This is a genomic window from Klebsiella terrigena (genome assembly GCF_012029655.1).
Taxonomy (GTDB): Bacteria; Pseudomonadota; Gammaproteobacteria; order Enterobacterales; family Enterobacteriaceae; genus Klebsiella; species Klebsiella terrigena.
The window spans coordinates 4,179,386-4,199,986 of the sequence record NZ_CP050508.1; the positions used below are offsets into that span (position 1 = coordinate 4,179,386).

A 20,601-nucleotide genomic window follows, 5' to 3' on the forward strand; every position below is an offset into this window, starting at 1 on the left:
CCTGTTTTAGCGCGCCAGGCGTTTAGCTTTGCGTTCCGCCATACTCTGCAGCTTCAGCAGCAGCCCGATAATGACCACATACAGCAGCCCCGCGGCGAGGATCGGCGAGAGGGGTTCGTAGGTCACCGAGGAGATGCGGTTAGTGACGCGGGTCAGGTCCACCACCCCAATCACCGCAATCGCCGGGCTGCCTTTAATCAAAAAGGACATTTCGTTCACCAGCGCCGGCAGGCTCTCGATCCACATTTGCGGCAGCATAATGTAGCGGAAGTAGGTCCAGCGCCGCATGCCGACGGATTCGGCGGCCTCGCGCTGGTCGCGGGGGAAAGTGCGAAACGCGTTGCGCCAGATCTCGGCGTTAAAGGCCGAGGTATTCAGCGTCAGAGCCACGATTGCCGACAGGTTCTTATCGAGGTTAATCCCCATCGTCGGTAGCGAAAGGAACAGAAACAGCACCAGCGTCACCAGCGGCGTGGCGCGGGCGAGGCTGATATAGACGACCAGCAGCTGATCGACAAGCGGAATTCGCATCATCCGAACCAGGGCGATCAGCAGGCCAATCACTACCCCGAGGGCGATGGCAATGGCCGAAATCCAGAGGGTCGTCCACGCGCCTTCAATCAATAACTGCCAGGAAATTGCATCCATGTGGCCCTCCTTCGCATCAACAGGCGGCGGTTGCCCGCCGCGACGTGTTACAGACCCGCCAGCTTATGGAACTGCTCAGGACTGGTTATCGCCTCCGTCGGGAGGTTATCGTAGGTTTCGCCAAACCATTTTTTCTGCAGCTCAGCCAGACGCCCCGTTTCATGCATGTGGTTCATAAATTTGGTCATATAGGCCAAAAGCTGCGGTGAGTTTTTCGGAATAGGCCACGCCATATAGCCCGGACCGGACACCGCCAGCCCTTTGGCAAAGACTTTGGGCTTCGACTTCGCCAGATCGTTTACCGAAATCACCACGTTAATCACGTAATCAAGGCGCTTGTTGGCAAGATCGGCATAGGCTTCCGGATAAGAGGGATACTCCACCACTGGGCCAAGCTTGCCGCCGGTTTTCTCCAGCATCGCTTTCAGCTCCGGCAGTCGCGCCAGCAGTGCGCTACCGGCCTGCAGGCCGACCTTTTTGCCGCTGAGGGCGGCGATGGTGTCGAGGGAGTTGTCCCCGGCGCGTTTCACGAAGTAGTGCTGGGCCGACGCCCACGGCGGAGTGAAGTCAAACACCTTCAGCCGGTCGTCGGTAATCACCGCGCCGGTGAGGGCCATATCGTACTGGCCGGTTGAGACCGCCGCCAGCAGGCCGGTCCACGGTAGGATGCTCTGGTCAACGTTGAATTTCGCGTACTTGCGTAACTCATCGAGCATATCTTTGTTAAAACCATCCGCCTGGCCGTTATTCATAAAGTTAAAAGGCGCGTAGTCATCCTCGGTCGCAACCTTCAGGGTGCCCGATTTTTCTATTGCCGGAAGATCGGCGGCGGCGGCATGCCAGGAAAAGGCCATTGCCATCACGGCCCCCAGACAAACTGAACCCAATGATTTTTTCATCAATCTACCCCTTATTAATTCGCCAGACTGGTTCACTCCGGAACACGGAAAGGTTGTGCAAAATATGTGCCGACGGACGTTCCGGTCCACGACTGATAGACGGTTTCTTACTGTAGGGAGCGTTTTCAATTTCCCCATAGAGCCAGATTCGCCGCGCAGATGTGTCAGTCATTTTCAGGGTGGTATGGAGTTTGCAGCATGACCGATACCGTTTTTGCGTAAGGAGCTGAGCATGATCCGTCACCTTTTACACGTCGATTTCGACCCGCATCGCGGGCTGCAGGAACAGGTGCGAGAGACGCTGATTAACGCCATTCTGAGCGGCTTCTTCGCCGCCGATACCCCGCTCCCCTCCTGCCGTCAGCTGGCCAGCCAGCTGCGGGTCTCGCGCAATACCACGGCGCTGGTTTTTGAAAGTCTGGTCAACGAAGGCTATCTCATCAGCCGGCCGCGCAGCGGGTTCTATCTGCACCCGGATTATGTGCAGCCCGCCGCCGGCGCCGCCGTGCAAAGTGCACCGCAGGACGAGGCCGCTGCACCACGCTGGAGCGCCCGGCTGCAGATGACGCCCAGCCAGCAGGAGTCGATTCTCAAACCCGCAGGCTGGATGAACTACCGCTATCCGTTTATCTACGGCCAGCCGGATACCCGCCAGTTCCCGCTGGCCACCTGGCGCTCGGCGGCCAACTGGCTGCACGGCGGCGTGCGCGATCCGGCGTGGGTGGTCGATCACGTTGACCAGGACGTGCCGATGCTGATTGAGCAAATCCGCACCCGGGTGCTGCCGAAGCGCGGGATTGTGGCCGCCGCGGATGAAATTCTGATAACCCTCGGTTCACAGAACGCGCTCTACCTGCTCACCCGCCTGCTGATGTCCTCCGCCACCCGGGTCGGCGTGGAGAACCCCTGCTTTCGCGAGGCGATCAATACCTTCCTGCTGGCGGATGCCGACATCGTGCCGCATCCGGTGGATGACGAAGGGATTGTGCTCAACGAGGCCCCCTGCGATTACTACTACGTGACGCCCGGCCACCAGGTCCCCACCGGCGTGGCGATGAGTAAAGCCCGGCGCAGCCAGCTGCTGGAATACGCCGCGCGCCACGACGCGGTGATCGTGGAGGATGATTACGATTCGGAGAGTAACTTTATGCTCAACCCGCTGCCGGCGCTGAAGGCCAGCGATCGCAGCGGGCGGGTGGTGTACGTCAGCAGCCTGTCCAAAGCGCTGTCGCCGGGGCTGCGCCTGGGCTTTATGGTGGCCGACCCGGATCTTATCGACGAGGCGCGGGCGCTACGGCGCCTGATCTATCGCCATCCGCCCACCAATATTCAGTATCAGATGGCGCACTTCCTCGCCCAGGGGCACTATGAAACGCACCTGCGGCGCTACCATTACGACTCAGCCCAGCGCTGGGATCGGCTCAATAGCGCCCTGCAGAACCATCTCCCGGAGTGCCGGATCATCCCCGGCAGCGAGTACGCCAACGCCTTTTGGCTGGCGACGCCGGAACATATCAATACCCAGCAGCTCACCTGGCGCGCCGCCCATGCGGGAGTGCTGATTGAGCCCGGCGCGCGCCATTTTCTCAGCGACGCGCCGCCGGATAACTTCTTTCGTATGGGGTTTCACGCCATCAACCCCGACGCCATCGAGCAGGGAGTTGAGGTACTGTGCGGTCAGCTGGAGCAGATGGGGTAGCCCGGCTAAGGGCTACCGTTGCGCGAGTCGGACTATAGCGCCCGGGCGTACTGCAGCATCACCTGCAGCAGCACGTTAGCACCGGCGGTGACGTGCTCCGGCGAGGCGTACTCAATTTCGTTATGGCTGATGCCGTCCTTGCAGGGGATAAAAATCATGCCGGTGGGTGCCAGATAGCTCATGTAGACCGCGTCATGCCCGGCGCCGGAGACGATCTCGCGGGCCGGATAGCCCAGCCGCTGGGCCGCTGCGGCAATCGCCGCCTGACACTCGGCGTGGAACGGCGCCGCCGGATAGTGGCTGACCTCCTTTAGCGCCACCGCGAGGCCGCTCTCCTGCTCGATTTTGGCGATAAACTCCCGCAGCTGGCGGTCCATCTCATCCACCAGCGCGTCGCTGAGATTGCGCATATCAATAGAGAAGGTCACTTCGCCCGGCACCACGTTGCGGCTGTTGGGATAGACCTGCACCCGGCCCACGGTCCCGCGCCCCTCTTCGCTGCGCCCGGCGATCGCCACCACCTCCTGCATAATGTGGGTAGCCACCTGCAGGGCATCTTTGCGCAGGCGCATCGGCGTCGGCCCGGCGTGTGACTCCTGGCCGCTGACCACGCAGTCGTACCAGCGAATGCCCAGCACGCCCTGCACCACGCCAATCACCTTCTCTTCGGCTTCGAGGATCGGGCCCTGCTCAATATGCGCTTCAAAGTAGGCGCCGATCGGCCGCTCCCCCGGCGTCTGGCTGCCGATATAGCCAATGCGCGCCAGCTCTTCGCCCACCGTTTTCCCTTCCGCATCCTGTACGGCATAGATCTCTTCCAGCGCAAACATGCCGGCAAAGACCCCGGAGCCCATCATCACCGGCACAAAGCGCGAGCCCTCCTCGTTGGTCCAGAACACCACTTCAATCGGCGCTTCGGTTTCGATCTCAAGATCGTTGAGCGTGCGCACCACCTCCAGCGCCGCCAGCACGCCGTAGTTGCCGTCAAACTTGCCGCCGGTGGGCTGGGTATCGATATGGCTGCCGGAAACGATCGGCGGCAGCTGCGGGTTACGCCCTTCCCGGCGCATAAAGACGTTGCCGATTTTATCCACGCTGACGCTCATCCCGGCCGCTTTCGCCCAGCCGATCACCAGATCCCGCCCCTGCCTGTCGAGATCGGTTAAGGTCAGACGGCAGCAGCCGCCTTTCGCCGTGGCGCCAATCTCCGCCAGCGCCATTAACGAATCCCACAGCCGTTCGCCGTTGACCCGACCGGCGTCAATCCCGGCAACCGGGGTAAAAAGGACATCACTGCTCATGGTCTTCTCCTTGCATAAATGCGGCGGCCAGCTCGACCAGCAGACGATCGCTGCCGCGCGGCCCCAAAAATGAAATACCCAGCGGCAGGCCGCCCACCTGAGCGACCGGCAGCGTCACCTGCGGGCGCCGGGTCATCACGGAAATCAGCAGCAGATCGTGCGACAGGCGGCGTACCGCCTCAATTTCAGCGGCCTGCGCCGTCAGCAGCGGCGCGCCGTCTGGCACCGTCGGCAGCACTAAGATGGCCTCGCCCAGCTGCCGATCCCACCAGTCGCTGAAGCGGGCCCGCAGCTGACAGGCGCTGTCGAACTGTGCCGCCGTCACCGCTTTTCCCCACAGAAAGCGCTCGCGCACGTCCGGCCCCAGCTGCAGCCCGTAGCGCTCAATCGTCTCTCCCTGCGCCTGCCAGGCTTCATAGCCCTGGATCTGGCGGAAGGCGAGATAGATCTCGTCGACGTCCGGCAGCGGCGCGCTGAGCGAGGCGATTTCACCAAAAGCGCGGCCCAGACGCTGGCGTACCGGCAGCAGCGCCTGCTGGCTGCGCAGCGGCAGGCGCGAAAACAGCGCCTCGTGGCTGGTCAGCCTGACGCCATCTACCGCCGGGCGCTCGCCGCCGAGCAGGCATTCGGCGACGGCGCGAAAGACCTCCGCCGAGCGGGCAAAGAAGCCGCAGGTATCCATGGTGGCGCACAGCGGCTGGCAGCCGTCGAGGGAGATCCCCCCGTGGCTGGGGCGCAGGCCGAACAGCCCGCAGTAGCTCGCCGGCGTGCGCACCGAGCCGCCGGTGTCGGTGCCGAGAGCAAAATCGCAGACCGCACTGGAGACCGCCGAGGCCGACCCCGAAGAGGAGCCGCCGGGGATGTGATTCGGCGCAGCGCCGTTGCGCGGGGTGCCGTAATGCATGTTGTGGCCGCTCATCGAATAGGCCAGCTCGCTGGTGTGGGTTTTACCCATAAAGCGGGCGCCGCTATCCAGCAGCCTCTGCACGACCGGCGCGGTGCGGCTTTTAATCCCCGAGAGCGCCAGCAGATGCGGATTGCCGCCGCCGGTCGGGTAGCCCGCCACGTCGAACAGATCTTTTACCGCAAAAGTCATACCGCTTAGCGGCCCGCCGTGCGCGTGCGGCACCGGGTGCGCCGGATAGGGCATAAACGCGCGAATATCATCCTGCATGCTTGTCTCCTTTATTAATCAGGCGTACTGCGCCGGGCTCTCGACGCTGGCGGCCAGCTCCCGCCAGCGATGGCAGCTCACCACGTGGCGCTCGCCAGCCTGCTCCGTCGCCGGCTGGCTTTGCCCGCAGGCCGCCCTCGCGTGGGGACAGCGGTCGGCAAACGCGCAGCCCGCCGGCAGGCGCGCCAGATCCGGCGGCGAACCGGGGATGCAGCGCAGGGCATCGCCTTTTTTCAGCCCCTCTTTCGGGCGGCTGCCCAGCAGAACCTGGGTATAAGGGTGGCGCGGACGGTAGAGAATATCCTCCATCGACGCCTCTTCGACGATGCGCCCGGCGTACATCACCGCCACGCGGTCGGCAATCTCCACCGCCGCGCCGATGTCGTGGGTAACAAAGATAATCGACAGCCCGCGCTCCTTTTGCTGCTCGCGCAGCAGGATCAGGATCTGGATCTGCACCGTCGCGTCGAGGGCGGTGGTCGGCTCATCCGCCAGCAGCAGCTGCGGGTTGCACGACAGCGCGAGGGCGATCATCGCCCGCTGGCGCATCCCGCCGGACATCTCGTGCGGATAGGCATCCAGCCGCCGCTCGGGGCTCGGAATGCGCACCTGACGCAGCGCCTCCAGCGCCCGCTCCCTTGCCGCCGGGCGCGAAAGCCCTTCATGGCGGCGCAGGCCTTCGCTAATCTGCTGCCCGACGGTATAGACCGGGTCGAAGGCCAGCAGCGGCTCCTGAAATATCATGGCGCAGCGCGCGCCGCGATAGCGCCGCAGCCGGGAAGCGTTCATCTCCAGCACCGCTTCGCCATCCACCCGCAGGGTTCCGGAAAGAACGCTGCTTTTAGGCGGATGCAGGCGCATCAGCGCCCTGAGGGTCACGCTTTTTCCGGAGCCAGACTCGCCAATCAGCGCCAGCACCTCTCCTTTTTGCACATCAAAAGAGACGCCGTTAACCGCATTGATCGTCTGACCGTCGCGGCGGAACTCAACCCGCAGGTCGCGGATATGGACAAAGGCTTCATGCGACATGGCGCACCTCCCGTACGGTGACAGCCTGATGCCAGGGCGACGCCGGCTGCGCCATCAGGCAGGCGCTTTGGTGCCCCTCCCCCACGCTTTCGAGAGTAGGTTTCACCTCGGCGCAGACCGCTCTGGCGTGCGGGCAGCGGGTATGGAAGCGGCAGCCCGTCGGAGGGGAAATCGGGCTGGGCGGATCGCCGCTGAGCGGCGAGGTCAGGGTGCGGTTTTGCGGGTCCATCGACGGCATCGAACTCAGCAGCGCCCGGGTATAGGGATGGGCCGAAGCGGTAAACAGCTGCTCCGCCGGCCCGATTTCCACCACCTCGCCGAGATACATCACCAGGATCCGGTCCGACAGCCAGCGCACCACGTGCAGGTCGTGGCTGATAAATACGTAGGTCAGCTCCAGCGTGCGCTTCAGCTCCTGCAAAAGCTGCAGCACCTGCGCCTCTACCGATTTATCCAGCGCCGAAACCGCTTCGTCGAGGATCACCAGCCGCGGCTTCATCGCCAGCGCGCGGGCGATGTTCACCCGCTGGCGCTGGCCGCCGGAGAGCTCGTGCGGATAGCGGTGGGCGAAGCGCCCCGGCTCAAGGCCCACGTGCGCCAGCAGATAGCGCGCGTACTCGCTGGCCTCCTTCGCGCTGACCCCATGCACGCGCTGGCCGAAGGCGATGCTCTCCTCCATGGTCATCCGCGGGTTGAGCGAGGCGTAGCTATCCTGAAACACCATCTGCACCTGGCGACGGTACTCTTTCATCGGCAGGCGGGACGATCCCACCTCCAGCCCGTCGAAAACCAGCTCGCCGCGATCCTGGTTCAGGAGCTGCATCAGCAGCCGCGCGGTGGTTGATTTCCCGCAGCCCGACTCCCCGACGACGCCCAGCGTTTCGCCTTTGACCACCGTAAAGCTGACGTCATCCACCGCCTGCACCACTTCATGTCCCTTTCCGCCGCCGGCGCGAAAGTACTTCAACAGATTGTTGACCTGCAGCAGCGGCTGGGCCGGGCCGCCGAGGTCAATATTGACAAAAGGTTGCATCGTTTACTCCTTGATCGCCATCGCCGCGCGCAGGCGGTCGGCGAGGATATTGAACGAAATGGAGGTGATAAAAATCATCAATCCCGGCAGGGCCGCCACCCACGGCTGGGTGTAAATCGCCGTGCGCAGCGTGTTGAGCATCAATCCCCACTCCGGCTCGGGCGGACGCACGCCGAGGCCAAGGAACGAGAGCCCGGAGGCGAGGATCATGCAGACCGAAATTAAACCGGTTGAGAAGACGAAGATCGGCCCCAGCACGTTGCCCAATACCTGAACGCGGATAATGGTCAGCGCGCTGGCCCCGGTTGCCCGGGCGGCGTCGATATAGTCCATGTGCCGCACCTGGGCGGTGACGCTTTCGGCGATGCGCGCCACCTGCGGGACAAATACCAGCGTTAATGACAGCAGCGCATTGCCGATGCCGGCGCCCAGCGCGCCGGAGAGCGCGATCGCCAGCAGCACCGAGGGAAAGGCGTAGAACACGTCGACGGTGCGCATGATGATGGTGTTAGTTTTGCCGCCCGCGTAGCCGGCAACGATGCCGATAGCGCCGCCGATGAAAAAGGCGAAGACCACCGGGACAATCCCCATAAACAGCGACAGCCGGGTGCCGAGGATCAGCCGCGACAGCATATCCCGGCCCAGCTCGTCGGAGCCCAGCGGGAAGCCGTCGGTGCCAATCGGCTTCAGGCGCAGAAACATCGACGTCTGGTAAGGGTCTTTTGCGATCAGCCACGGGCCAAACAGCGCCAGAATGAGCAGCAGCAGGATGATTGACCCGACCGCCACGCCGCCGGGATCGCGCAGCAGGCGGCGGAATACGCCGTGCCAGTAGCCCTGGCGGGCGGGGATGGCCACGGATGCGGGTCGCGCTTTTGTCGTCAAGGTATCCACCATGGTTAGCTCCTCTTAATGCGCGGGTCGAGGGCGGTTTGCAGCATATCCACCAGCAGATTGAGCAGCACGAAGAACAGCGCCAGCACCCAGATGGTGCCCTGCAGCAGCGGCAGATCGCGCTGGAAGATAGCGGTGTTGAGCAACAGGCCGGTGCCGGGCCACGAGAACACCGTTTCCACCAGAATCGAGCCGCCCATCAGATAGCCCACCTGCAGCCCCATCACCGCCAGCGCGGTGGGGGCGGCATTTTTCACCACGTGGAGGAAAATGCGCGATTCGCCAAGGCCACGGGCACGCAGCCCGACGATAAACTCCTGGCTGAGAATATCGGCAACCTGCGAGCGCACGGTGCGGGCGATGATCCCGGTCGGGATAACCGACAGGGTTATCGCCGGCAGCAGCATAAACTGCAGATGCTGCCAGTCCCACTGCCAGCCGATTTCGCCGATCGGCCCGCCGCCGGTGGCGGGCAGGACCGCCAGCTTGACGCTAAAGGCGATCACCAGCAGCATTCCCAGCCAGTAGTGCGGCACGCTGACGCCAAACACCGACAGCACCGATGCCAGGCGATCGATAATGCTGTTGCGAAAATAGCCGGCGACAAAGCCGAACAGGCTGCCGAGCACGAAGCCGATAATCGTCGCCAGCAGCGCCAGGCGCAGGGAGTAGCTGACGGCGGTCATCACTTCGCCGATCACCGGGCGGCCGGTAGCGACCGACATCCCCAGGTCGCCGTGCAGCGCTCGCCACAGCCAGTGAACGAACTGCAGCGGCAGCGGTTTATCAAAACCGTAGGCCTGCATCAGCGTCTGGCGCAGCGCCTCCGAGGCGTCCGGCGGCATCACCGACACCAGCGGGTCCCCCGGCGCGATCTGCACCAGCATAAAACAGATTATCGCCACGCCGAGCATGGTCGGCACGGCCAGCAGAACGCGGTACAGCAGCGTATTGATCATCTTTGGCTCCCGTCACGATTACTCTTTCTTACTTACCAGGCTGAGATCGATAAACCAGCTCTGCGGCTGCACCACGCCGCTCACCGCCGGCGAAATGGCCCGTGGCCCCACGTCGTGCGCGACGAACAGGAACGGCACCTGGTCCACCAGCGCGGCGTGCAGCTCGCCGGCCGCCTTATTCATCTCATCGGGGGTAAAGGCGTGCTTCACCGCGGTCGCCAGCTTTTCGGTCTCCGGGGTGGAGAAGTAGCCCCAGTTGGTCGCCACCGGCGGGAACGCTTTGGCGGTCGAGAAGCGGATCATGCCGAAGTAAGGGTCGTTAACCGCCGCGCTGACGTTGATGGCATCAATGCCTTTTGCCGAAGGGTCTTTTGCCCCGAGGCGCCAGTTGGTGAACAGGGTGTTCCATTCGGTCACCTTGATGTCGACGTTAAAGAAGCAGCTTTTCAGGCTCTGCTGAATGTACTCGTTCATCGGCAGCGGCTGCATCTGTCCAGAGCCGGAGGCAGAGGTGGCGACGGTGACGTGCAGCGGTTTACCGGCGCTGTAGCCGGCTTCGGTCATCAGCTTACGGGCGGTTTCCGGGTCATATTTGATCTGGAAAGTGGGCTTGCCGTGCCACGGGCTGTCGGCCTCGTAGACGCCGGTCGCTTCGGTCATATAGCCGCCGAGGTAGCTCTTCAGCTCCGCGCGGTTAAGGCACAGGTTGGCCGCCTTGCGCACGCGAATATCCTGCCACGGCGAGCCCTTTTCGAATGAGAACTGCCACGGCCACAGGTGCGGCTGGGTGTTGGCGTAGATTTTAAAGCCCTGGGATTTAATTTGATCCACCGCGTCCGGGGCCGGGGCCTCAATCCAGTCCACCTGCTTCGACAGCAGCGCCGCGGTGCGGGCGTTGGCCTCCGGGAGCGGGATCAGCACCACCTTATCGACCCGCGGGATGCGATCTTTATTCCAGTAGTCCGGGTTTTTATCGAGGATCAGCTGCTGGCGGGGAACCAGTTTTTCCATTTTGAACGGGCCGCTGCCCACCGCGTGGGCGGCGAACTCCGTCCACGCCAGCTTGCTGCGCGCGGCGGTATCGCCGGCGCTGGCCGGCACCGCGGCATACAGCTTCTGCCATGCCGTCGGCGAGACGATAAACAGGTTGGTAATATTGTACGGCAGCAGGGCATCGGCTTCGGAAGTGGTGAGCGCCACGGTGCGATCGTCAATTTTTTCGGCCCCGGTTAGCGTCGGCATGCGGGACAGCGTATTGCCGATCTGCCCTGGCGCATACTGCGGGGCCGTTTTGTTCAGGACCTTATCAACGTTCCAGACGATGGCGTCGGCGTTAACCTCGGTGCCGTCATGAAACTTCACCCCGGGGCGCAGGGTAAAGATCCAGCGGGTCTGATTTTGCGGATCGACGTGCCACTCCGTCGCCAGGCCCGGCACCAGCCCGCTCGGTTTCTCCCCCTGCGAGAGGTCCCACTCCACCAGCGCGTCATACAGCGGGATGCCGGTAAAGCGGTTGCCTTCATAGCCCTGGTCAGGCTGCCCGAGGGTTAACGGGATATCGGCGGCGGTCATCGCGATCCGCAGCGTTGAGGCGCTCGCCTGCAGGGAGGTCAGCAGCGCCAGCGCGCCGGCCGCGGCGACGAGGGGGCGGCGTTTACGCAAAGGTAAGGTATTTTTGAGCATCACATTGTCCCTGTTAAATAAAAAGTCGTTATTTAACAGGCAAGATGCATACCACTTCTGAAAGCAAGGAAAATAAGTGTGAAAGCGCTTATAAAATAAGAATAAATTATACTATCTACATGATATATATTGATAAAATAATAACAGCTTATGCTTGCGCACCGCCGTTGTGAAATATGTTGCAGAACTGCACCAGCCTATTTTGTCGCGGCAGGTAATAATAACGCAGCGCAACTTAATATAAAATAAATTCATAATTCTGCTTTATTTATAAGGGCTCGCGCCGATCGCCTGAGGGGGCCGACGCTAAGCCGGAGAAATTTTACCTATACTTCCTGCATATCCGTACGCAAGGAATCGCCATGTCATTACCTGATTTTCACGTTTCGGCGCCTTTTACGCTCGGTATCGAGCTGGAGCTGCAGGTGGTCAACCCGCCGGGATACGATCTGAGCCAGGACTCCTCGGCGCTGATTGCCGCCGTGGAGGACGCCATTCCCGCCGGGGAGGTGAAGCACGACATCACCGAGAGCATGCTGGAGGTGGCGACCGGGATTTGCCGCGACATCCACCAGGCGATGGCGCAGCTGACGACTATTCAGCAGGAGATACTGCGCGCCGGCGCGCAGCAGCATCTGCAAATCTGCGGCGGCGGCACCCATCCGTTTCAGGCCTGGCAGCGCCAGCAGATCAGCAGCAACCCGCGCTACCTGAAAACCGTCGAGCACTTTGGCTACCTCGCCCAGCAGTCAACGGTGTTCGGCCAGCACGTCCACGTTGGCTGCCAAAACGGCGACGATGCGATTTACCTTGTCCACGGGCTGTCGCGCTTCGTGCCGCATTTCATTGCCCTTAACGCGGCATCGCCCTGGCTCGACGGGGCCGACAGCGGCTTCGCCACCGCCCGACTGAACCTCTTTTCCGCCTACCCCGACAACGGTCCGATGCCGTGGGTTACCAGCTGGCAGGCGTTTAACGGGCTGTTCCGGCGCCTCAGCTATACCAGCATGATCGACAGCATGAAGGACCTGCACTGGGACATCCGCCCCAGCCCGCGCTTCGGCACCGTTGAGGTGCGGGTGATGGATACCCCGCTGACCGTGGCGCAGGCGGTGAATATCGCCGGCTATATTCAGATAATTGCCTGCTGGCTGCTGGCGGAAAGGCCGTTTAAGCCGCAGGCCGAGGACTATCTGCTCTATCCCTTCAACCGCTACCAGGCCTGCCGCTACGGCCTTGAGGGGATCGTCACCGACGTCCACTCCGGCGAGCAGCGCAGCATTCGGGAAGAGATTTTACGCCTGGCGGAGCGCCTGGCGCCCTTCGCCCACAGGCTCAACGCCACCAGCGCCCTTGACGCCATCGTGCGCCAGGCGCAGCAGGATCGCAGCGAGGCCCAGCGGATGCGCGAATTTGTCGCCAACGGCGGCTCGCTGATCGGCCTGGTGCAAAAGCACTGCGAGATCTGGGCGGCGTAGCGGCGGCAAAAAGGTATACTGCCCGCCTTTACCGCCTCAAGGAATGCCCATGCCTCCGCGCCTCTCGCCGCGACTCGTCGCGCTTATGCTGTTGCCGTTTTCGGCCTTTGCCGCCGCAAAATGCGCCCTCACCGACCCGTCGCTGACGCTGCAAAGCTACGCCGTCAATCCGCAGCAGGAGCGGATCGCCATGTACTGGAAAAACGGCGACGGCAGCGCCTGGGGCTCCCTGCGATCGCTGCTGGCGGATATCAACCGCGACGGCCGGGTGCGGATGGCGATGAACGGCGGGATTTACGATAAGGCCTATGCGCCGCTGGGGCTCTATATCGAAAAGGGCAAACAGAGGGTTGCGCTCAACCGCGCCTCCGGCGGCGGCAACTTTTTCATTCGTCCCGGCGGGGTCTTTTTTGTCAAAGGCCAGCAGGCGGGGATCGTCAGCATCGATAAATACCGGCCGTCGCCGGCCATCGATTACGCCGTGCAGTCCGGCCCGATGCTGATTGAAAACGGCAGGATAAACTGGCGGCTGAAGCCGTCCGCCGGATCGCGCAAGCTGCGCAACGGCGTCGGCCTCACCCGCCAGGGTCAGGTGATATTCATGCTCAGCGAGCGCGAAACCAACTTCTACGATTTCGCCTGCTACGCGCAGTCAAAGCTCAACGTCCGGCAGATGCTCTACCTCGACGGCACGATTTCGAAAATGTACCAGCAGGGCGGCAGCGTGCCCTGGCAGTACCATCCGTTCGTCAGCATGATTACGGTGGAAGCCCGCTAGCGCCGGGCCGACATCCGGCGGTGCCCCCACTCGCGCAGGCGCTGAAAGAGAACGAACAGCGTGGGGATAAACAGAATGCCGATTACCGTCGCCACCAGCATGCCGCTGAACACGGTGGTGCCGATAATCCGCCGACTCTGCGCCCCGGCGCCGGTGGCGAACATCATCGGTACGATCCCGATAATAAACGAGACCGCGGTCATCAGCACCGCGCGGAAGCGGCGGGTGGCCCCTTCCCGGGCGGCATCGGCAATCGGCATCCCCTCTTCGCGCTTCGCGCGGGCAAACTCGACGATCAGGATCGCGTTCTTCGCCGCCAGCGCGATGAGCAGCACCAGGCCAATCTGCACGTACACGTCGTTGGCGTAGCCGGCTACCCACAGCCACAGCAGCGCCCCGCCGATGGCGAACAGCACCGACAGCATCACGCTCGCCGGCAGCGTCCAGCTTTCATACTGCGCGACGAGGAACAGCCACGCCATCGCCACCGCCGCCAGCACGATCCAGATAGCCTGGTTGCCGGTCTGCTGCTCCTGCCACGAGATCCCGCTCCAGGCGTAGTCGTACCCCTGCGGCAGATGGGCCTGCAGAATCGCCGCCATTGCCGCCATCGCCGCCCGGCTGCTGACGCCCTCAGCCGCCGATCCGCTTATCGAAACCGACGGGGACTGATTGTACTGCTGGATAAACGGCGCCCCCACCGCCGGGGTAACGGTGACCAGATTGCTCAGCCGCACCCGCTCGCCGTGGTTGCTGCGCACGTAGAGCTCGCTTATCTGCTCCGCCCGCTCGCGCCACTGCATCTCGTTTTGTATCACCACGTGGTAGACCCGATTATTGATGCTAAAGTCCCCGGCGCGGGTGCCGCCAAATGCCGTCTGCAGGCTGCTGAAGATCCGCGAAACCGGGACATCCAGGCGGGCGGCGCGATCGCGGTCAACGGTAAGCGTCAGCTGCGGCACGCTGCTGCTCCAGGTGGTAAAGACCCGGCTCAGCTGCGGATGCTGGTTGGCGATTTGCAGCACCTGCAGCGCCTCGCGCTCCAGCTCCGCCGACGACTGCCCGGCCTGGGCCAGAATGCGCAGGTTAAAGCCCGAGGCGTTGCCCAACCCCGGCAGCGTCGGCGGCGCAAAGGCCATAATCGTCGCCTCCGGCAGGGCCAGCAGCTGCCCCTGTAGCTTGCTCATCACCTGCTCCAGCGGCGGGCGCCGGTGCCAGTCTTTCAGCATCACCGAGATAAACCCGCCGTTTGAGGCGCTGGTGCCGTTCAAAATATTGAAGCCCGACACCTGAATGACGTCCTCCACCGCCGGGTTGGCCAGCAGCAGCTCGCGCGCCTGGGACATTACCGCCTCGGTGCGCTCCAGCGAAGCCGCCTCCGGCAGCTGGACGCTGGCGAAAAAGTAGCCCTGATCTTCCTCGGGCAGAAAGCCCTTCGGCATGCTGCTGAAGCTGAACGCCACCGCCCCGGCGGCCAGCGCGACCGCCGCCAGCGCCAGCCACGGACGGCGGTTCATGCGGGCGACGATCGCCCCGTAGCCGTCGCGCAGGCCATCGAGGCCGCGATTGAACAGCCGCCAGACGGCCGCGGGCTGCGCCGGTCGCGGGCGCAGCAGCAGCGCGCACAGAGCCGGCGTCAGCGTCAGCGCCACCACGCTCGACAGCGTGACCGCCGTGGAGAGGGTGACCGCAAACTGGCGATAAAGCTCGCCGACGATGCCCGGCAGCAGCGCCACCGGCACGAACACCGCCAGCAGCACCAGGGTGGTGGCGATAACCGGCCCGGCGATTTGGCGCAACGCCTGGGCGGTGGCCTCAAGGCGGCTCAGGCCTTCCGCCATCTGGCTCTCGACGCTCTCCACCACCACGATGGCGTCGTCCACCACCATCGTCAGGGCGAGGATCGCCGCAAACAGGCTGAGGGTATTGGCGCTGTAGCCCAGCAGATAGAGCACCGCAAAGGTGCCGATCAGCGAGACCGGGATCGCCAGCGCGACGATCAGCGTCGCCCGCCAGCTTTGCAGGAACAGCGAAACCACCGCGACTACCGCCAGCAGGGTGAGCACCAGCGAAACGCCAATCTCTTTGATTGTCGCCGACACAAAACGCGTGGTGTCGAATTTCACCTCCCAGGTGAGATCCGGCGGGAAGCGCGCGTGTAGCCGCGTGAGCTCGGCGCGCACCGCGCTGGCTACCTGCAGCGCGTTGGCGGTCGGCGTCGGATAAACCCCCAGATAGGCCGAGTCGCGGCCGTTGAGCTGCGCGCCGGAGCTGTAGCTGCGGGCGCCGAGCTCGATGGTTGCCACCTCGGCCAGGCGCACCAGCTGCCCCTGCTCGCCGCTGCGGATCGCTATCTGGCCGAAGCTTGCCGCATCGCTCAGGCGCCCGATACCGTTGATGGTCAGCGTTTGCTGCTGGCCGTTAAAGACCGGCGGCGTCCCCACCTGCCCGGCGGCGCCCTGCACGTTCTGCTCGCGCAGCGCCTGGGCGATATCTTCGCTGGTGACGTTCAGCGCATTCATGCGATCCGGACGCAGCCAGACGCGCATGCTGTAGTCGCGGGCGCCGAACATCTGCACCTCGCCGACGCCCGGCAGCCGGGCCAGCGCTTCGCGCACCTGGGTACTGGCATAGTTGCTGACAAACAGCGGCGAGAGCGTTTCCGTCGGCGAATAGAGGCTGATCCCCATCAGCAGATTGGTCGCCCGCTTGCGCACCTGCACCCCGTTCTGCTGCACCTCAGCGGGCAGCTGCGCCACCGCCTGCGAGACGCGGTTTTGCACGTCGATCGCCGCCAGGTCGGCGTCGGTACCGGCCGCGAAGGTCAGGCTCAGGCTGTAGGTCCCCTCGTCGGAGCTGGTGGACTCCATATAGAGCATATGGTCAACGCCGTTGAGCTGGGTTTCCAGCGGCGCGGCGATGGCCTCGGCCACGTCTGCCGCGCTGGCGCCCGGCCAGCTGGCGCTGACGCTCACCACCGGCGGCGTAATCTGTGGATACTGCTCAACCGGAATCAGCTTCAGCGCCACCGCGCCAGCAAAGGTTATCAGCAGCGCAATCACCATAGCAAAGCGCGGGCGACGGATAAAAAACGTCAGCATCCCTTCTCCTTTCTTATTTCAGTAGCACAACGGCGGCGCCGTCACGCAGGCGCTGTACGCCTTCCGTCACCACGCGCTCGCCAACGTCGAGCCCCTGCGCGACCGCGTAGCGCTGTCCCTGCTGCTCGCCGAGCGTCAGCCGACGCAGCGCGGCGGTGTTATTTTCCGTCAGCACCCAGCTGTAGAAGCCCTGCGCATCCTGCTGCACCGCCGCCAGCGGGATGGTCAGGCTTTCCTGCTGCTGGCGCGGGCGCAAAATCACCGTCACGCTACCGCCCGGCAGCAGGCGATGCTGCGGATTGGCAAATTCGGCGCGCATCACCACGCTGGCGGTGCGGCTGTCGATGCGGTTATCCACCGAGGTCAGCACCCCCTCTTCGCGCACGCCGCCGGGGGCGATCAACGCCTGCCACGCCTGCTTCAGCGCGCTGATATCGTCATGCTGCCCCGCCTTACTGTAAAAAGCGTTTTCATCTAAGGCAAAAGAGACGCGGATCGGGTCGAGCTGCACGATATCCACCAGCGTGCCGCTGGCCGGATTCACCAGGCTGCCAACGTGAAACAGGCTGTGGCCCACGCGCCCGGTCACCGGCGAATCAATGCGGGTGTAGCCGAGCGTAATCTGCTGCGCGGCAACGCGCGCCTGCGCCTGCTCCACCGCGGCGGCGGCGACGTCGCGCTGCATCTGCGCGTTATCGACATCGTTACGGCTAATCGAGTGGTTGTTTTTCAGACGCTGGTAGCGGCTCAGCAGCTGTTCGGCCTGGCGCAGCGAAGCCCGGGCGCTTTTCAGCTCGGCCTGGGCCAGCGCCAGCGCGGCGCGCGGCTGGGCGTCATCGAGGGTAAAGAGGCGGTCGCCCTGCCTGACGTACTGGCCGTCCGCGAAGTGGCGCTCGACGATGGCGCCTTCGGTACGGGCGCGGATCTCGACCGCGTGAATCGCCTCGACGCGTCCGGGGAGCTGCCGCTCATCGACGTGGGCGGCGCGCTCGACGGTCGCCACGCGAACCGGAATTGCCGGTGTCGCGGCGGCGCTGAGGGCGTAGCCGACCAGGCCGCAGGCCAGGAAGGCGCAGCGGAACATTTTTTTCATAGGGGGAATTCCTTGCTGACGTTATCGCGCCCCTCCCGAAGGGGAGGGGCGCGAAGGTTCAGGCGGTTTTACGCCAACGGCGGGTCAGGCGCTTCTCAACCTCCACCACCAGGAACATCACCATGCCGATGGCAAGAGTGACAAACCAGTAGCGCAGCGGCAGCCCTTCGGTACCGAACATCGTCTGCATCAGCGGGACGTAGATAATGACCAGCTGCATCAGCAGCAGCACGCCGCTCACCAGCCAGATACCTTTATTCCGCAGCAGGCCCATGTTGAGGGAGAAGCTGTCGCTGCTGCGGCAGTTAATCATATAGACCCACTGGGCGGTCACCAGCATCTGCAGCAGCACGGTGCGGATAAACTCCGGGCTGTGGCCGCGCGGCGCCAGCCAGGCCTCAAGGATAAAGGCGGCGACGGCGATCATCGTGCCGACAAACGCCACCCGCCAGACGGCAAAGGCGTCCATCACGTGCTGACCGGTTTTACGCGGCGGACGGTTCATGGCGTTGCGCTCGGCGACTTCAAAAGCGAGGCCGAAGGAGAGCGTGGCGGAGGTCGCCATGTTCATCCACAGAATCAGCACCGGCGTCAGCGGAATAATGTTCCCCGCCAGCAGGGCGATGATAATCAGCAGCCCCTGCGCCAGGTTGGTGGGCATGATAAACAGGATGGTCTTCTTCAGGTTGTCGTAGACCCGACGCCCCTCTTTGACCGAGCTGGCGATGGTGGCAAAGTTGTCGTCGGTGAGCACCATATCGGCGGCTTCTTTGGTGACCTCCGTCCCTTTGATCCCCATGGCGATGCCGACGTCGGCCTGACGCAGCGCCGGCGCGTCGTTGACGCCGTCGCCGGTCATCCCGACCACTTCGCCGCTATCCTGGAGGGCTTTCACCAGACGCAGCTTATGCTCCGGGCTGGTACGGGCGAAAATATCGTACTCGACGGCGGCTTGTGCCAGCTCGGCGTCATCCATGTGCTCCAGACGGTAGCCGGTCATTGCCTGGCTGCTGTTAGTGATCCCCAGCATCTGACCAATGCTCATCGCCGTCTGCGGGTGATCGCCGGTGATCATCTTCACGCGGATCCCCGCGTTCTGGCAGGCGTGGATGGCCTCGATGGCCTCCGGACGCGGCGGGTCCATCATCCCGGCGATGCCGAGGAACACCAGGCCTTCGCTCAGGTCATCGTGGGTCAGCGTCGTGCTGCCGGCGGTCGCCGGTTTGCCAGCGGCGGCAACCATGCGCAGGCCCTGGCGGGCGAAGCGCGCCATCTCATCTTCCCAGTACTGCAGCTCGAACGGCACCGCGCCCTGCTTGCTCATCTGCTGGCGGCACATGGCGAAGATAACGTCCGGCGCGCCGGTAATCAGCACCCGCTCTTCGTCGCCAATCTGCTGCAGGGTGGCCATATATTTGTACTGCGAGTCGAACGGAATTTTGGCTATCAGGCGCGTTTCAACCGGCGCCAGCTGCGCTTTCGCCGCCAGCACTTTCAGCGCGCCTTCGGTCGGTCCGCCGGTAATGCCCCACAGCCCGCGCTCGTCCTGGATAATCTGGCTGTCGTTGCACAGGTCGATGGTCCGCAGCCAGCTTTCCAGCACGCTGCCCGGCTTAATCTGCACCGGCTCGTCGCTGCCTTCGAGGCAGATATCGCCCCGCGGCTCGTAGCTGTCGCCTTCGACGCGGTAGCAGCAGTCGGCGGTCACGATCGCTTTGACGGTCATTTCGTTCATCGTCAGGGTGCCGGTTTTATCCGAGCACACGACGGTCATCGCCCCGAGGGTTTCGACGGTCGGCAGCTTGCGGATAATCGCCCGCTGCCGCGCCATCGCCTGCACGCCGAGGGATAAAATAATCGAGATGATGGCCGGTAAACCTTCCGGTACCGCCGCCACCGCGAGGCTAATCAGCGACAGCAGCAGTTCGCCAAGCGGGATGTCGCGCAGCGCCAGGCTAAAGATGAACAGCGCGGCCATCATCGCGAGGATGATGACGAAAATCGCCTTTCCGAGCTTGTCCATCTGCACCAGCAGCGGCGTGCGGTGCTTCTCAATCCCCGCCATCATCTGGTTGATATGGCCGAGCTCGGTCTGCTGGCCGGTGGCGGTCACCACGCCCACGCCGGCACCGGCGCTGATGGTGGTGCCGGAGAACAGCATATTGGTGCGGTCGCCCAGCGGCAGTTCGCCCTGCAGCGCGTCGGTGGTCTTATCCACCACCGTCGACTCGCCGGTCAGGATCGCCTCCTCCACCCGCAGGCTGTGGGTTTCAATCAGGCGCATATCCGCCGGGACGCGGTCGCCGGCGCGCAGAATGACGATATCCCCCGGCACCAGCTCGCGGGTCGCCACGGTTTCATGCCTGCCGTTGCGCTGCACCCGCGCATCGCTGGAGAGCATGTTGCGAATGCCCTGCAGGGATTTTTCGGCGTTGCTCTCCTGCACGTGGCCAATCAGGGCGTTGATCACGGTGACGCCAAGAATAACCAGCGTATCCACCCAGTGGCCCATGATCGCGGTGAGCGCGGCGGCGGCCAGCAGGACAAAAATCAGGACGTCGTTAAAATGCGCGAGAAAGCGCAGCCAGCCCGGCTTGCCTTTCTTTTCCGGCAGCGCGTTAGGGCCCCAGGTTTTCAGGCGCTCTGCGGCCTGGGCGGAAGTCAGGCCCTCGGCATGACTCTCTTTCTGTGCCAGAACTTCAGCCACGGTCTGCTGATAAGCCTGACGGGATGCGGCCTCCCCTGAAGGGGGCGCGTTGCGGGGATTTATCATTTTGCTCAAATTAAATTTTCCTTATAAATTCCGTGAGTCGGAAAGCCTGAAATCATTTC

Annotated in this window: 15 protein-coding genes; 3 read left to right on the forward strand and 12 right to left on the reverse strand. The window is 63.4% G+C overall.

Going from position 1 to position 20,601, the window contains the following annotated elements; genetic code table 11:
• Positions 1-6 precede the first annotated feature (6 nt).
• Positions 7-648, reverse strand: a complete 642-nt coding sequence (locus tag HCK03_RS19690; RefSeq protein ID WP_041144499.1) for an amino acid ABC transporter permease — start codon at positions 646-648, stop codon at positions 7-9.
• Between the two features lie 47 nt (positions 649-695).
• Entirely contained in the window at positions 696-1,547 is an 852-nt protein-coding gene (locus HCK03_RS19695; RefSeq protein ID WP_115193367.1) for a transporter substrate-binding domain-containing protein, read from the reverse strand.
• A gap of 232 nt (positions 1,548-1,779) precedes the next feature.
• Here HCK03_RS19695 and pdxR point away from each other — a divergent pair, with 232 nt between their 5' ends.
• On the forward strand, positions 1,780-3,246 hold the full coding sequence (gene pdxR / locus HCK03_RS19700) for a MocR-like pyridoxine biosynthesis transcription factor PdxR (protein WP_041144497.1): 1,467 nt from the start codon (positions 1,780-1,782) through the stop codon (positions 3,244-3,246).
• Between the two features lie 32 nt (positions 3,247-3,278).
• Here the strand turns inward: pdxR and HCK03_RS19705 are convergent, their stop codons facing one another.
• The 7 genes from HCK03_RS19705 to HCK03_RS19735 are packed head-to-tail and all read right to left on the reverse strand — an operon-like array spanning position 3,279 to position 11,319.
• Positions 3,279-4,547 carry a Zn-dependent hydrolase gene (locus tag HCK03_RS19705; protein WP_167692068.1) on the reverse strand — a complete coding sequence of 423 codons (1,269 nt, stop codon included), beginning with the start codon at positions 4,545-4,547 and terminating at the stop codon, positions 3,279-3,281.
• A complete protein-coding gene (locus HCK03_RS19710; RefSeq protein ID WP_167692069.1) occupies positions 4,537-5,721 on the reverse strand; it encodes an amidase in 1,185 nt (394 codons plus the stop codon). The genes HCK03_RS19705 and HCK03_RS19710 overlap by 11 nt, the downstream gene beginning before the upstream one ends.
• A gap of 18 nt (positions 5,722-5,739) precedes the next feature.
• On the reverse strand, positions 5,740-6,750 hold the full coding sequence (locus HCK03_RS19715; protein ID WP_041144494.1) for an ABC transporter ATP-binding protein: 1,011 nt from the start codon (positions 6,748-6,750) through the stop codon (positions 5,740-5,742).
• Positions 6,740-7,783 (reverse strand): ABC transporter ATP-binding protein, encoded by a 1,044-nt coding sequence (locus tag HCK03_RS19720; protein WP_123551063.1) that lies wholly within the window; start codon positions 7,781-7,783, stop codon positions 6,740-6,742. The genes HCK03_RS19715 and HCK03_RS19720 overlap by 11 nt, the downstream gene beginning before the upstream one ends.
• A 3-nt stretch (positions 7,784-7,786) precedes the next feature.
• Positions 7,787-8,680: an ABC transporter permease gene (locus HCK03_RS19725; RefSeq protein WP_041144492.1), complete on the reverse strand. Its 894-nt coding sequence runs from the start codon at positions 8,678-8,680 to the stop codon at positions 7,787-7,789.
• 2 nt (positions 8,681-8,682) lie between these two features.
• A complete protein-coding gene (locus tag HCK03_RS19730) occupies positions 8,683-9,636 on the reverse strand; it encodes an ABC transporter permease (RefSeq protein WP_041144491.1) in 954 nt (317 codons plus the stop codon).
• Positions 9,637-9,654: 18 nt separating this feature from the next.
• Positions 9,655-11,319: an ABC transporter substrate-binding protein gene (locus HCK03_RS19735; RefSeq protein ID WP_115193372.1), complete on the reverse strand. Its 1,665-nt coding sequence runs from the start codon at positions 11,317-11,319 to the stop codon at positions 9,655-9,657.
• 362 nt (positions 11,320-11,681) lie between these two features.
• Between HCK03_RS19735 and HCK03_RS19740 the strand changes: the two genes are divergently transcribed.
• The gene (locus HCK03_RS19740; protein WP_041144489.1) at positions 11,682-12,797 is read left to right on the forward strand and encodes a YbdK family carboxylate-amine ligase; all 1,116 of its coding nucleotides are present in this window, start codon (positions 11,682-11,684) and stop codon (positions 12,795-12,797) included.
• A 49-nt stretch (positions 12,798-12,846) separates the two neighbouring features.
• Positions 12,847-13,575: a phosphodiester glycosidase family protein gene (locus HCK03_RS19745; protein WP_143717077.1), complete on the forward strand. Its 729-nt coding sequence runs from the start codon at positions 12,847-12,849 to the stop codon at positions 13,573-13,575.
• Here the strand turns inward: HCK03_RS19745 and HCK03_RS19750 are convergent.
• Genes HCK03_RS19750 through HCK03_RS19760 form a run of 3 tightly spaced genes read right to left on the reverse strand, consistent with a single transcriptional unit; the run spans position 13,572 to position 20,551 of the window.
• The gene (locus tag HCK03_RS19750; RefSeq protein WP_167692070.1) at positions 13,572-16,676 is read right to left on the reverse strand and encodes an efflux RND transporter permease subunit; all 3,105 of its coding nucleotides are present in this window, start codon (positions 16,674-16,676) and stop codon (positions 13,572-13,574) included. The genes HCK03_RS19745 and HCK03_RS19750 overlap by 4 nt on opposite strands.
• A gap of 13 nt (positions 16,677-16,689) precedes the next feature.
• On the reverse strand, positions 16,690-17,769 hold the full coding sequence (locus HCK03_RS19755) for an efflux RND transporter periplasmic adaptor subunit (RefSeq protein WP_167692071.1): 1,080 nt from the start codon (positions 17,767-17,769) through the stop codon (positions 16,690-16,692).
• Positions 17,770-17,827: 58 nt separating this feature from the next.
• Entirely contained in the window at positions 17,828-20,551 is a 2,724-nt protein-coding gene (locus HCK03_RS19760) for a cation-transporting P-type ATPase (RefSeq protein ID WP_167692072.1), read from the reverse strand.
• Between the last annotated feature and the right edge of the window lie 50 nt (positions 20,552-20,601).